Consider the following 13,178-nt stretch of genomic DNA (forward strand, 5'->3'; position numbering starts at 1 on the left):
ACACCATGGTCAACCGTCTGTCTCTGGCCGCTGTGACCTTCGGTGTCGCGGCCGTCCTGATAGCGCTCACCACGGTACTGGTGGGTTGCGCCGAGGACCCGAGGCCCGCGTCCGGCACGCACACCCCTGGTGCCGCGCATGTGGAGGGGCCCGAGCCGGAGGGTGCTGACGCGGTGACCGCGATCCAGATGGGTTTGGCTGCCATGTTCTCCTGGCAACCTCGTACCGACCCCGGGCCCGGTGCCGGGTTGGTTCGCGCAGCACCGTGGCTGACCGGCGAACTGGCCGCTTCGGCCAGCAGCGGCCCGGCGAGCGGGCTGGCTCCGTTACCGGAATGGCCGGGCTGGCGCGACAGCAACGACATCGTCACCGCCTTGATCGACACGGAGCAGGCCACAACCGGCGGGCCCGCGGCGACGGTCGCGGCGACGGTAATCCAACAGGTTCTCCACCAAGACGGGTCCACCACCGTCTACCGGCGGATGCAGGTGACCGTCACAGCGGCCGAAACCCCGCAGGGGTGGCGGATGTCGAGTTATCGCATCGACTCGGTGACCGGCCATGGTTGAGCACACAGCATCACCCGGAACCACCGGCCCGGCACTGACCGCGACACCTCACACGGTCGTCGAGGCCGGTACGACGGTGGTGCATCGGCGGATGGCTGCGGTCCTGCAGAACGTCACTGTCGATCTGATGCAGCTGGCGCGGGAACCACACAGCCGCATCCAGACCTTCCGGGATCTGTCGGTCGTCGGTCGCGTCGTGCATGAACAAGCGGTGGCGATCGGCGTGCCCGCCAACTGGATCGCCTACGCGCGCCAGGCCGGCCAGGAAGGCCGCAAAGCTACCGGAGACGCTTTGCTGCCACCGCGGCGTCCGGTCGCACGGCCGCTGCTGATCGCCCAACTCCACCACCAGGCCGACACGCTATCGACCCTGGCCGCAGTGAGACCCGTCCGCCGCGACCACGCCGCGGTGACCGCGCAGACAGCGGACAAGCTCGCCGAGCATCTGCGGTTGCAGTGGATGCGGGTCGCGATGGTCGCCACCACCCTCAACGTCACCGAAGCCGAAACCAGCGGTTGGTGGTCCCCTGAGGTGGCCGACTGGCGATCACGCCTGGACCAGATCTCGCAGCAGTCGCCACCCGATCGGGGGCGTCAATGGCGCGAACTCACCCACGTCGGCCGGGTACGCGAAGGGAGGGTCCGCGTCGCGGTGATGCGCATGGTTGGCATCGACCTCGCCGACAGCGCACCCCATCAACTGCCTCCTGCCCCGCACCTGCTCGAAGCCGCCGCCGAAACGGCCTGGCACACCGCCTATCCGGAACCGGGGGATGGTGCCGGGATCGGTGCCGCCATCGCCGCCACCGGCATCGAGGACGGCCACGGCATCGCAGACGGCGACCTGTTCGACCTTCCGCCGCCCGGCGAGGTCGCGCACCCCCAGCTCGAACCAGATTTCTGACCGATCGCTCCGAAGGAAACGCGATGACCACCCACCCCCGTACCAGTGCCCCGGCCACACCGATCGCCCCCGAAGACATGGTCCGCGCCCGGACAGCTGAACTACAGACCTTCGCCACTACCAGCGAATTCGACAGCCTCGCAGCCGAATACGGCTTCACCACCAATGACTTGTCGGACCGATACACCCAAGCCTTGCTCGATGTCGCCGGGATCGATTACGACGGTCTGCGCCAGTCCGAAATCCTCTGGGCCACATCAGGTGCCAACCTCGTGCGCAAGGCCGCGACCGGACCGGCGCTGACGGTGTGGTCGGCGGCGACCCTGGACGCGTTCACCGTGTGCGGGGCCTCCGGGCGCATGATCTGGCACGAAACCTTCGGCTTCGACATAGTCGATGGTGTCGAGGCTGCCACCATCTCGGCGGAGAAGGCGATCGAGTTGGCCGCGCACGCCCTGGCCGAGTGGGGTGGCGACGCAGGTGTCTTGCGGCTGAATCTGGCGCGCAGTCGCGGCCTGGACTTTGCGCGGCTCCACAGCATCGCTACCACCGCGAGCATGGTCCTCGACATCGCGACCGTCCCGGTGCGCAACCCCGCCGCCGAGCGATGCACTTGGCCCGACGAAGTCCGGTGGCGCACCGTCGACCTGCACGAACTCTGGGACGCAGCGTGATGAAACCCGTCGCGTTTACCAGCGTCGCCTTTATCGTGCTGGCGGCGGTGAGTGGGTGTTCGTCCGCTCAGGTGCCGGTGGTCGAACCGGGCTGTCGCGCCGAGGCGTTCCCACCACCACACACTGAGGTCGCGCCCTGTTCGGCACCTGCGGTTCTCCGAGCCGCGGTGACGATGCTGTATCGGCTTGATCCGGTTGCTGGGGTGGACGCACGGTCGGCGTTCGAGGCCGCGCGAGCGCTGATGTGGGCCACGTATGCGACAGACGCCCGGATCGGGGTCTCGCTGTGGGCGCCGATCACCCCCGAGGCGTGGGGGGACTGGGTCGATTCCAGGGTGCCGCTGCGCACCGAGGTCGCTGTGACCGGCGATACCCCGGCGCCTGATACTGCGACCTCGTCGAGCCGGGTCTTCACTGTCGCCCTCACCCCGGCCGCCAGGACACCGATCGAGTTTTCGGTGTCCGCGCGGGCGACTCGCGCGGGGGCCGAACGTGCATGGTTGGTCACCGAAATGCGGGTGTTGTGATGAACGGGGATCCGGTCGAAGAAGGCGGGCAAGCGGTCCGGCAGGGGTTTCTGCAGGCGTTGCAGACCGCGCACACCACCAACGCGTTGTTCCGCAGCAGGGGCGGGGAATCGCGCTCACGTGCGGAGTCCGAGCAGAGACTCGCGAACGAAGCGGCCAAGAACCAACGGTCGTGGATCGAGCACCAGGCCCGCCTCGGCAATCTCGGGACCGAGCAACAACTGGCAATGGTCAAGATCGCTGAAGTCCGTGCCCGCATCGACAACGCCGCCAAGATCACCGAGGTCGACCTCCGCCACAAAGAAGGCCAGATCGTCAGGGCTGAAGCAGATTTGGCGCGCCGTGACCTCGACGGTGAGCTGTCCCGGCAGCAGAGCAGCGAGGTCCATGCCGCACGTATCGCCGGCTACACCAACCGCGAAGCCCGCGAGGTGACGTTGCACGAGCTCGATGTCGAGCTCAAGGAGCTGATGATCGAGATCCGTCGCCGCGCGGCCGGATTCACCGACACCCTGCACCACTCCGATGAACGCACCGGCGCCGCCAAGGCCGCAGCGGCCCAGTTCGCCGCCGCAGACGCCGCCCGCGACCTGTCTCCGGATGCCGAAGCCGCGCGCCGGGCCTATGAAGAGCGGTTCACCGATGACACCGGCCTGGACCCCGAAGACTTCTTCACCGACAACGCCGCGAATCAGCCCGGACGCAGACCGCGCGGCGTCGACGACGTGGGCGGGCTAGCGGCCGATCTCGCCATGGACGCGCACTTGCACCACGAGTTCGGTTACCTCGCGGGCTATCTCGCTCCGACCACCGCCCCGGCCGCTGAGGCGATTATCGACGCGGAGATCGTCGAGGACGGTGAATGGATCGAGGCCGCGGTTTCGGCGACTGCGGTTCACGACGTCGATTCCACCGCTGCTGATCCTGGCTTGACCAGTGGCGGAGCAGAACCCACACCTGCCCGCGCCACCGGCACCGAGCTCGAAGCGTGGCGTGGCGATCTCGATGTGGGACGGGGCCGGTGAGATGTTCGAGCCGAATCCGGTGCAGGCCAAGCTGCTCAAGGCCGTGCAGAACCTGGCCAGCGACAACCAGCACCTGATCGACCGATCCCGCACTGGCGACAACGAGGGCCTGTCGTCGATGGCGCTGGCGCATCTGGATATCGGGCGCCGCACTCGGGAAAACCTGGAAGCGATTGCCACCGCGGTCGGGGTGCCGAAGTCGGTGATCGACTACACCCGCGCCTGCGGGGAACGCGGACACCGCTGGGCACCCGGCCAACCATTGTTGAGCACCGAAGCCATCGACCGCGACACCCTCCTGCGCGGGCACCGGCGAGCAGTCGCGGAATTACAGACGATGGCCGGCGTCGGGGCCGCTGCCGCGCGACAGGGCGCCCTGTCGCGTGCCGGGTTCTCCGCATTCCGCCGCGTCATGGGCGTGAGCTGGCAACAGGTCGGCGCGGTCGGGCACGCCCTGGGCTTGACCACGGTCGAACAGCAACACGCGTGGGAACCCACCGCCATGCCGTGGACCGAGCAGGTCGCGCACACCCTGTCGAAGCTCGACCGGACCGAGTTGTCGGCGCGGTGGAAGGCCGTCATCGACACCGACTTCGCCACGGTGTCGATGCCGGTGATGGTGCTCCAAGCCGCCGGAATCACTCCCGACGACATCAACCGCCAGCTCCCCGTCCTGCCCGACCGGATGGTCGAGCTCGCCGCAGCCGCCCTCGACACCCGCCTCACGGAGCGGGTAGTCGGCGGCGTTGATATCGACGCCGCGATCGAGGCCACCGGCGCCGGTGCCCACACCGAACACGACCCCACCGATCCCCGACCGGGCCCGACCCCGGATCAACACACCGGACCCGAGATCGGGCCGGGGCCGTGAACCGCCGCGCACGGTCTCTCCAGGCCGTTCCGGGAGCACTGAACACACAGTCGAACAACAGGATTGGAGAAACCGGTGAGTCATCCCCTCTCGGGTGCCGAGGATCTGCCGTCGTGGCAGCTTCGCCTACTCGAACGCATCCAGAACACCAGCTACGACCACTACCGCACCCTGTTCCACGGGTCCCCGCAGTACTCGCCCGCCCACGGCCCGAGCGTTCAGCTCGAGACATGGCGGACCCACCTGAGGGCGTTGGACGACGAGCGCGGTGAGATCGAGCTACACGCCCACGCCCGCGGCGTCCCGCAACGGATGATCGACTACGCCACCGACACCGGCGCCAGGGGAGCACGCTGGGGGGATACCCCCGAAACAGCAACACTGCGAATGGCCCCGCCGGGGGCGGATCCGGCACGCCTGCACCTGCTGGACCAGCTCGCCGAGGACGTGTGGCGTCTGGAACACACCGCCCTGGTCCGCGCGGAGTACCTGCATCGCGTGCACACCGGTGGGTTGCCCGACAACGAGTCAGGCGAACGTCAACTCCACGACAACATGGCCGCGCTGTGGCGCCGTGCTACCGGGACCGCGGCACTGATCAACGTCCAACCCGGCGAGGCCGAGCAGCTGTGGGACCGCAGCCCGAGCTCGTGGCAACAGGTGGCGGAACTGACCGCGGCCTCCTACACCGATGCCGAACTGCGGCAGCGGTTCACGGAAATGTCGTGGAGAGGGATCGAAGCCGACGTCTCGCGCACGTTCGACAACCTCTCCACCACGACCGTCACCGATCTCGGCCCGCCCACGCCCTGGGAGTTCGCCCAACGTGCTGAGCAAGCCTTGGCCGCGGTCAGCTTCACCGACGGCCTGGGCTCGCGCGCGGGGCACGGTATCGGCACCGCGGTCGAAGCAACCGGGGTCGCAACAGGCGCACGGTGGGAGCCAGACCCGGACCTGGAACCTCACCCACCTGATCGGAGCATGGGCCCCGGTGTCGATCAGGGGGTGTGGTGATGACCAGCAGCGCTCCAGGACCTGACGAGTCGGCGGCCCAGTGGCAGGGCCGCATTCTGCGGCGGATCCAGGAGTTGGCCGCTCAGCATCGGGAGGTCGCTGATGCCGGACCTGCCATGTTCGACGACGGCGTCTCCGGTGGCAACGAACAGGTGTGGAACGAGCGACTCGAGCTGCTCACCGTGCAGCGCGAGCACGCCGAGTACACGGCCATGCTGGGTGGGGTCGACCCGGGTTGGGTCGTCGATGCTCGCGAGCTCGGCCAGCGCGGCGCGAACGCCCCGAAGCCGGGCGTGGTTCGCCAGCATCCCGCCCGTGCGAACCAAGCCCAGGAGTTCTACCTCGACATGCTCGAACTGGATTTGTGGACATTGGAACGCATGGCCGGCCTGGAAGCCGCCCGCATGGACCGAATCGAAACCGGCAAATGGACTTTCGACCATGATCCAATCGCAGTCGCGCAGTTCGCCGACAACATGACAGCACTGCACACCCGGGTGACCGTCCTGGCCGCCGCCGCCCAGCTCACGCCGGCCGAAGGTGAGAGCTTGTGGGGGCCGAGCGTGGAAGGGATCCGCCGCGTGCACGCGGTCACCTTCGCCGCTTACTCCGAGCAAGACCTCGCCCAAGCCTGGAATGGCTATGCCCGCGCCGACCCGGCGTTGGCGGTGCCGCCGTATGTTCCGCAAGGTCCCGACGTCGGCGCCGCCCTGGTCGAGCCACCGACACCGCGCACGATGCTCGCTGATGCGACGAGCGCGTTGCGGTCCCAACTCGTCGACACCGCCATCCGCCAGGCCGACCCGACCGAACTGGCTGCCGAGAGCACCGCGATCACCGCCGTCGTCGACGCCGCCCTGGGCGAAGACAACGCGTGGTCCTGGGAACCCGATCCCGACCCGGTTCCCGGACCTGTCGGTGAGATCGGCACTGATCCCGGCCCAGACCTATAGAACCGCAGCACGATTCGTGAAATGTCGGCGTCACGGCCAGGGGGAACTGGACCTAGACGACCGAACCTGCACCGCTGGGACCTCACCACACCCGTTGAGGGTGTGACGTTTTCTCGATCCGAGGAAGCACGATGCCCCACCGTCTCCGCGAACAACCACCTTCACCCTCGAACCCCACCTCACCGTCGCGCCGGTACTTGTCCGGGAGCATTCGATGAGCTGGGAGACCCGAGGAACCAGTTTCACCGACCCGGCCTACTACCGTGACGCCGCCGACCACGCCGAAGCTCAACTGCGCGCCGACTTCGCCACCCACCACCAATTACGCGAGATCGCCGCATACGGGGAAACCCCCGCGCAGGTCGTCGAGTACACAGCACGCGCGCACCATGTCGCCCGTCAGTGGCTCCAGGATGCCGCGCCCAAGCACCAGCAGTTGTGGCACGAACTCGCCAGCGCGGTCGAGGCCTGGACCGCGAACCCCGAAGCCGCGCGCCTCGAGTTCGGCCAGCTGCAGCAATCGTTCATCGAGGACGGCGCTGGGATCGACGCGAGCACCATCCGTACGCAACGGCAAGCCGCGGAACTGACCGGACACCTCGAACCGGTCAACGACCGGTCAACCCAAGACGGCGCCCGATGGCGACCTCGCCACCTGAGCGTGGTCCCCGACTCCGGCGCAGAGAAAACACGCTCGGACAGCGTGGTCGACCGCGCGCTGGGCGGGCGAGCCACACAAGAGCTGAGCATGGCCGAGATCGAAGCGATCATCAACGGCTCCGACGAACTCCTCGCCGCCGAGGAAGCCCTCGGTGACCTCGACACCGGTCAAGACGAGATCACCGCCCTGCTGCCGGCCGCCCAACGCAACGCCTACCTCACCCCCACCGTCGCGATCGACCAGTTGCCCGCCCAGATCGTCGCCGTGCGCCGGGTCCAAGACCTGGCCGCGCAACACGCCCGCCTGGCAACAGAATTCGACGAATCACCCGAAGGCAGCCAGGTCCGCATCGACCAGTTGGAGCGGTTGATGGACGGCGCCAGGCACGCCCGCCGCGCCGCCGCCCGCGCCGGGGTCGACCACGCTGAGATCACCGCCGCCTACCAGGCGGGCCTGGCCGGGCACTACTGGTCGCAGCAGCCCGGGGCGCCGCGGCTGGCCCAACTCGAACACGTCCTGGGCGAACGCGACACCGCCGTGGCCGAACTCGACGCCCTGCGAAGCCAACTCGGTCTGGCTCCTGACTACCCACCTGCGCTCGCGCTCGCCGCAGGCGCTGAGAACACCCACCCGGCCCCCAACACCGCCCCGCCGGGTGGAGCGGTGATCTCCAGCGCGGTCGAGGCTGCCCTGCCCGATGCCGATCCCGCCGCCGACTGGGCGAGCCCAGAACTCACCGGCGTCATCGACGCACCCCGCCACGCGCCCGGTGTCGACCCCCACTTCTGAAAGGACCAGGTCAATCATGTTCTCTCCCCGAGAAACCCGCCGACGCACCAAGTCCGGACTGGGTGAAGAAGCCAGCATGCTGATGATCCTGCTAGCCCTGCTCTCGATCCTGATCGTGCTGTGGGCGGCACTGAAACTCGGCAGCTGGCCCGCCGGGCAACCTATGTCGTGGAACCCGTTCTCCGCGTTGCTGTCGGTCGTCGCCGGAGACAAGCGCTGGCCCTGGCAAGCAACCCCGATCGCGGTCGTCCTGCTCTGCCTGACCGGCGCAGGTGCAATCCGCGGAGCCCGATCATTCAACGCCGGTGGGGAGGTCGATGCGGCAGCACGGACCATGCAACCACCAGGCAAGATCCGCATCGCGCGCGCCGCCGACAACCTCGCCGACAACCAACGCCTCCTCAACGACGCCCCACCAGGAGTACAAGCGAATCCGGGACCGCTGTTGGGGCGCACGGTCATCGGCGACATTGCCCTGCATGTTCCCGCTGAACTCGGTGTCACGGTGACGGCTGGTCAACGGACCGGCAAGACGGTGGCGTGGGCGATCCCTGCGGTGCTCTCGGCGTGGGGGCCGTGCCTGGCCACCTCGAACAAGCCCGACCTGTACCGGCACACCGTCTACGGGCGTGAGCAGGTCGGGCGAGTGTGGGTGTGCGACTTGCAGGCGGTGACCGGGCAGGTGGTGTGCGGGTTCTGGGTGAACTTGTTCAACCAGGTCACCGGGTTGCCTGCGGCGCGCAAGCTGGCCGGGTTCTTCGTGTCCGGGTCGGCGGGTTCGGCGAACGAGATCGCGAACGCGAAAACCGATGCCTACTTCGACGGCGGCGCCCAAGAACTGTTCGCCCTGCACATTTTCGCTGCCGCGTGCGCGGGTGGGGACCTGCACCATGTCGCGGAATGGCTTGGCCGCGACCAGGACCCGACACCAGCGCTGATCCTACGCCACTACGGCCACGACCGTCCCGCCGCCCGCATCATCGAATGCCAAGGCCTCTACGCGAGACAGCGCGACGGCCTCTACGACATGGCGCGACGGTTCCTCAACGTGCTGTCGGATTCCGGTTACGCCCAGATGGTCACGCCCCCGGTTCGGAAGCTGTTCCAGGTCAGCGAAACCAGTGCCAAACCTGGGACGGCGCAACGGAATCTGTCGGGCAGGGCGGCTTCGATTCGTAACGGGGTCCTGATCGAGTCAACCGAGCAGCCCCGCACCCATTTGTTGCCGGAGTTCGACCCGACCGCGTTCGTCACCTCCAACGACACCCTCTACCCGTTGTCGATGACCGGACCCGACGGTGCCACCCCGTTAACCGCCGCCCTGGTCGGGCAAGTCCTGGAAGCCGCCCTGACCGCGGCGCGGGCCCGCCCGGATGGGCGGTTGGCGGTACCGCTGTTGTGTGTGCTCGACGAGGCCGCCAACTGCGCCCGCATCAGTGAACTGCCCTCGTACTACACGTACGCCGCCGGGTGCGGAATCATCCTGATGACCATCCTGCAAGTCCTCGAACAAGGCGAAAACCTGTGGGGCGTCAATGGTTTGAAGACGATGATGGCCCAGTCGATCGAGGTCTACGGCGGGTCCATCGCCTCACGCGACTATTTGGAGCACTGGTCGGCGATGGCCGGGCAACACGACGTCTCCGATCGCTCCCGCACCTACACCCCCGGCGGGATCCAACGCAGCCTGTCCTGGCGCGCCGAACCCATCCTCGACGTCGCCATGCTCGCCGCGCTACCGAAAGACCGGGCCCTGGTCCGTCTTCCCGGCCACGGCCCCGTCGTCGTCCGCAAAATCCCGTGGTTCGACAGCGAGTACGCGCCGCTGGTTCGTATGTCGATGCAACGGTTCGAAGGGGAGCCGGTTTCGCTGATCAAAGTCACTCAGCCTGCCACGGGGGAGGGCAGTCGTGACTAGCCCGACACCGGCGGCGGGGCCGATGCCGCCGCAGTTCGTCCATTTCACCGATTTCGCCAGCAGGTGGATGTTGCCCACGATCAGTGTCCGGTTGGCGGAAGCGAACCGGGAGAACACTTTCACGTGGTGCTCACGGTGGTGGGCTCATCGCCCGGTCGCGGTCCGGGTCGCGCATCTGCATACCGCGTTCGAGGCGATGCGCCGTGCCAAAGCCGGATCGAGCCTGAGCACGTTCCTGCTCACCCATTTCGACCCGCACGTCAACCTGATCCTCGACGCCGCGAACGGCCCCCTGCACCGCTGCACCCGTAATCACCATCAGGCGACACCGTCGTTGCCGTTCGATCCTGTCCCGCCCGGTTGGTTCGGCACCACAAGCACCACCACCACCACCGTCGATGATGACAAACCGGCGAAGAAGTTCGGCCACTACAGCGAGTTCGTGCAGCGGTGGTTGTTGCCGGTGGTGTCGGTGAAGATCGCCGCGAACAACCGGGAAGGCCAATACACCTGGTGCCGACAGTGGTGGCGCCACCAGAGCGTGGCCATCCGCTTCGCCGGACTGCACGCCTGCTTCGAAGCCGCGGTCAATGCCGAGGACAAGCAGGCGATGAGCGCACTGTTCGTCCGCCACATCGACCCCCAAGTCCGGTACATCCTCGACGCCGCCAACGGCCCACTGCACCGCTGCACACCTGACCGCCACATCGACAGCCCAGGCCTGGGTGGTGAACCGGTTCCGTCGAATTGGTTCGGCATTGCCGGGTCATCGACACCGGTCCACCAATTAGGGTTCGGCCCGGACTTTCGCGCCTTCACCGAAGCAGGTGAGCCGCAGTGAGTATGGCCAGCGCGACCACAGTCCAGAAACGGGTCCTCAAAGCGCTGCAGAATCAGGCCGCCGACTCCCAAAAGCTCCTGACTACCCAACGCACCAGCGGCACCGAGCCGACAACGGAATGGACACTGGATTTCCAGGCGCGGGCGATGCTGCACAGCGAGCTCGGCGCCGCTGCCATCGCCGGTGGGGTGCCGGTCGAATGGGTCGATCAGGCCCGCGAACGCGGCACCAAAAGTATCCGCTGGAACACCAACCTGTTCCTGCGCCGCGCGGCCCCGGTCGATCGGAAAGCGCTGATCGACAACCTGCGCACCGACATCGACCAACTAGCGCGAATCACCGGAATCCATGCCGCCTACCGACCCACTGCAGCCGCGCAGAAAACCGGCACTGCCGGCGTCGTCGACGACGACCTCGACAGCCTGTGGCGACGATCTGCCCAACTCGGTGTCCTGCTCGGGCTCGATGCTGACGAGGCCCGACAACTATGGCCACACGACCGGTGGATCGAAACTGCTGCCTCGGCAGCAGCGGGGCTGACCGAAGCCGCACTCGCCCACCAGTGGCGGGCGATCGTGGCCACCGACCTCAGCAGCTGCGCTGTGCAGGCGCGTGCCTTGGCCGAGGCCGGCATCGACCCCGAATCGAGGATCGCGCCCCGGAGCCGAGCGCAGTGCTCGACGTTCTCGGCGACAACCACGTTCGGGTGATCGGGTTGTTCTCCCACGGACCCGGTGCGCAGATCGACGCCGCAATCGGCGCGACCGGAGTTGGTGCGCACCAGCTCGACAGCGGGTGGACCACCCAGCCGGTGTTCAGTGACCCGCAAACCAACTATCCCGGGATCGAGCGATGAGTCGCCCGTCATCGCGGCCGCGTCTGGTCTCGGATCTACCGGGACCGCAGGCAGAGGCACTCAATAACATCCATGACCTGGCTCGCCGTGCCGGTGCGCTGCGTCGAAGCCAGCCGTATGCCGCCGAACTGGTGCGGCTCGAACACGACCGCAGTATCGCCGAGATCGTGGCGACCAGCAGGGCAGTACCGGCGGTGTGGATCACCCAAGCCCGCGAATACGGGCAGGCGAACCGGGCGTGGCAACCGACCACGGTGCTGCGAGACCCGCCGAAGAACAACGTCCCCCGCCGCGGCTACGGCCGAGTAGTTGCCGACACCAACCGGCTCATCGACATGGCCACCGTGTCGGTCCTGCGTCACCACCATCTGCACCACGCCGGGATCGAGGGAGAGCCCGAACCCGCGGTGGCGCAGCAGCTTCGGCACAACATGGTTGCGATCCGTACCCGCATCATCCACACCGCCGCCGCGATCAACATGAGCCCGGCCCAACGCGCGCGCAGCACGACGGTGACCGATGCCCACCTCTCCGAACGGCTCGCCACCCACCACCGGCTCGCCGTCGACGACCTGACCGCGCTCTGGCGCGACCTGGCCACCCCCGCGATCGCGGCGAGTGTTCGCTCATCGCTGGCCAGCCTGCGCCGCACCACCACCCCACCAGCCGGTACCGACCCCGGTCTGCCGATGCCACCGACTGTCGAGGAACTGATCACCCGCACCCACCTGCAACTGGCCGGCGCAACCCCCTTCGACGATCCCTCGACCGACGGGCAGCGAATCGAAACCGCAGTCCAGCTCGCCTTGCCGCCCACGACAACAGAACCCGACCACCACAACGCCGAAACAACGGCCGGGCCGCCACAGGATCGTCCACTCACGCCAGGACCTGAACCGTGACGAACCGTCAGCCCGACCGCAGGACTACGCCACCACCGACGGACCAGTGGTCGGCAGGAACCCGCCAGGTGCAAGACCGATCGCAGCGCCCACGAGCAACCGCGTGAGCCGCAGCGGGAGAGAAACCGCCCTGCACCGCGGCCACCTCAGCCCCAGACAACAGCTTGGAGACCTTTGCGATGACTACCGTCGATCTACCGCCGATCCCCGCTCACCACAATCAGGTGGCCCAGCCGCTCTCCCCATCCGGTGATCCCACCGTCGCCTCGTTGCGCACCGCGATCCTGGGCACCGAACCAGACATGCACCAGCGGGTGCGTGCCGTCATCACCGAACTCGGGGACCGGCCCGGCACAGGCTTGACCTATCCGGCCGAAGCGAGACTGGCACCGAACCTGCTCCGGGCGACCATTGCGGGGCTGGGCGGGTCGGCGACCGCGATCGCCGCCGACACCCGGCTGCGCGGGGTTCTGTGTGAGTGGGCCGCGGTCTGTGCCCCGCACCTGCTGCCGGTGCTGACCGGGCATCTCGATCTGTCGATCGGGTCGATCAGCGCCCTGGGCAACAGTTCCGCCTACCAACGTGACCTGCTCACCGAACTCGACACCGGTCAGGCGGTCGGAGTGTTGTTGTTGACCGAGCTCGGTGGCACCAACGGCGCCGACCAGCGAACG

At 67.6% G+C, this 13,178-nt stretch carries 14 protein-coding genes; all 14 read left to right on the forward strand.

Annotated elements, in window-relative coordinates; all coding sequences use genetic code 11:
* Positions 1-5: 5 nt before the first annotated feature.
* Positions 6-569: a hypothetical protein gene (locus Q7X29_RS13600; protein WP_280306169.1), complete on the forward strand. Its 564-nt coding sequence runs from the start codon at positions 6-8 to the stop codon at positions 567-569.
* The gene (locus Q7X29_RS13605) at positions 562-1,473 is read left to right on the forward strand and encodes a hypothetical protein (RefSeq protein WP_280306168.1); all 912 of its coding nucleotides are present in this window, start codon (positions 562-564) and stop codon (positions 1,471-1,473) included. Before Q7X29_RS13600 ends, Q7X29_RS13605 begins: the two co-directional genes overlap by 8 nt.
* Before the next feature lie 23 nt (positions 1,474-1,496).
* The gene (locus Q7X29_RS13610; RefSeq protein ID WP_280306167.1) at positions 1,497-2,147 is read left to right on the forward strand and encodes a hypothetical protein; all 651 of its coding nucleotides are present in this window, start codon (positions 1,497-1,499) and stop codon (positions 2,145-2,147) included.
* The gene (locus Q7X29_RS13615; RefSeq protein WP_280306166.1) at positions 2,147-2,674 is read left to right on the forward strand and encodes a hypothetical protein; all 528 of its coding nucleotides are present in this window, start codon (positions 2,147-2,149) and stop codon (positions 2,672-2,674) included. The genes Q7X29_RS13610 and Q7X29_RS13615 overlap by 1 nt, the downstream gene beginning before the upstream one ends.
* Complete coding sequence (locus tag Q7X29_RS13620) at positions 2,674-3,699, forward strand: hypothetical protein (protein ID WP_280306165.1); 1,026 nt, start codon at positions 2,674-2,676, stop codon at positions 3,697-3,699. Before Q7X29_RS13615 ends, Q7X29_RS13620 begins: the two co-directional genes overlap by 1 nt.
* Complete coding sequence (locus Q7X29_RS13625; RefSeq protein WP_316574267.1) at positions 3,668-4,570, forward strand: hypothetical protein; 903 nt, start codon at positions 3,668-3,670, stop codon at positions 4,568-4,570. Before Q7X29_RS13620 ends, Q7X29_RS13625 begins: the two co-directional genes overlap by 32 nt.
* Positions 4,571-4,645: 75 nt before the next feature.
* The gene (locus Q7X29_RS13630) at positions 4,646-5,584 is read left to right on the forward strand and encodes a hypothetical protein (RefSeq protein ID WP_280298527.1); all 939 of its coding nucleotides are present in this window, start codon (positions 4,646-4,648) and stop codon (positions 5,582-5,584) included.
* 116 nt (positions 5,585-5,700) lie between these two features.
* Positions 5,701-6,537, forward strand: coding sequence for a hypothetical protein (locus Q7X29_RS13635; RefSeq protein WP_280298528.1), 837 nt, complete (start codon positions 5,701-5,703; stop codon positions 6,535-6,537).
* Between the two features lie 214 nt (positions 6,538-6,751).
* Entirely contained in the window at positions 6,752-7,987 is a 1,236-nt protein-coding gene (locus tag Q7X29_RS13640) for a hypothetical protein (RefSeq protein ID WP_280298529.1), read from the forward strand.
* 76 nt (positions 7,988-8,063) lie between these two features.
* Positions 8,064-9,905: a type IV secretory system conjugative DNA transfer family protein gene (locus Q7X29_RS13645; protein WP_280298530.1), complete on the forward strand. Its 1,842-nt coding sequence runs from the start codon at positions 8,064-8,066 to the stop codon at positions 9,903-9,905.
* On the forward strand, positions 9,898-10,746 hold the full coding sequence (locus tag Q7X29_RS13650) for a DUF4913 domain-containing protein (RefSeq protein ID WP_316574268.1): 849 nt from the start codon (positions 9,898-9,900) through the stop codon (positions 10,744-10,746). Before Q7X29_RS13645 ends, Q7X29_RS13650 begins: the two co-directional genes overlap by 8 nt.
* Positions 10,747-10,748: 2 nt before the next feature.
* Positions 10,749-11,456, forward strand: coding sequence for a hypothetical protein (locus Q7X29_RS13655; RefSeq protein WP_316574269.1), 708 nt, complete (start codon positions 10,749-10,751; stop codon positions 11,454-11,456).
* A gap of 142 nt (positions 11,457-11,598) precedes the next feature.
* On the forward strand, positions 11,599-12,504 hold the full coding sequence (locus Q7X29_RS13660; protein WP_280298534.1) for a hypothetical protein: 906 nt from the start codon (positions 11,599-11,601) through the stop codon (positions 12,502-12,504).
* A gap of 179 nt (positions 12,505-12,683) precedes the next feature.
* Positions 12,684-13,178, forward strand: a 495-nt coding sequence (locus Q7X29_RS13665) for a hypothetical protein (RefSeq protein WP_316574270.1), incomplete at its 3' end; no start/stop codon positions are given.

This window comes from Nocardia canadensis (genome assembly GCF_032656385.1).
Lineage (GTDB): Bacteria > Actinomycetota > Actinomycetes > Mycobacteriales > Mycobacteriaceae > Nocardia > Nocardia canadensis.

Excerpts from the sequence above, each read along its gene's own strand:
- Q7X29_RS13645 (WP_280298530.1), top strand. The coding sequence starts at position 8,064 with ATGCTGATGATCCTGCTAGCCCTGCTCTCGATCCTGATCGTGCTGTGG.
- Q7X29_RS13600 (WP_280306169.1), top strand. The coding sequence starts at position 6 with ATGGTCAACCGTCTGTCTCTGGCCGCTGTGACCTTCGGTGTCGCGGCC.
- Q7X29_RS13615 (WP_280306166.1), top strand. The coding sequence starts at position 2,147 with ATGAAACCCGTCGCGTTTACCAGCGTCGCCTTTATCGTGCTGGCGGCG.
- Q7X29_RS13640 (WP_280298529.1), top strand. The coding sequence starts at position 6,752 with ATGAGCTGGGAGACCCGAGGAACCAGTTTCACCGACCCGGCCTACTAC.
- Q7X29_RS13605 (WP_280306168.1), top strand. The coding sequence starts at position 562 with ATGGTTGAGCACACAGCATCACCCGGAACCACCGGCCCGGCACTGACC.
- Q7X29_RS13635 (WP_280298528.1), top strand. The coding sequence starts at position 5,701 with ATGTTCGACGACGGCGTCTCCGGTGGCAACGAACAGGTGTGGAACGAG.
- Q7X29_RS13620 (WP_280306165.1), top strand. The coding sequence starts at position 2,674 with ATGAACGGGGATCCGGTCGAAGAAGGCGGGCAAGCGGTCCGGCAGGGG.
- Q7X29_RS13655 (WP_316574269.1), top strand. The coding sequence starts at position 10,749 with ATGGCCAGCGCGACCACAGTCCAGAAACGGGTCCTCAAAGCGCTGCAG.
- Q7X29_RS13660 (WP_280298534.1), top strand. The coding sequence starts at position 11,599 with ATGAGTCGCCCGTCATCGCGGCCGCGTCTGGTCTCGGATCTACCGGGA.
- Q7X29_RS13610 (WP_280306167.1), top strand. The coding sequence starts at position 1,497 with ATGACCACCCACCCCCGTACCAGTGCCCCGGCCACACCGATCGCCCCC.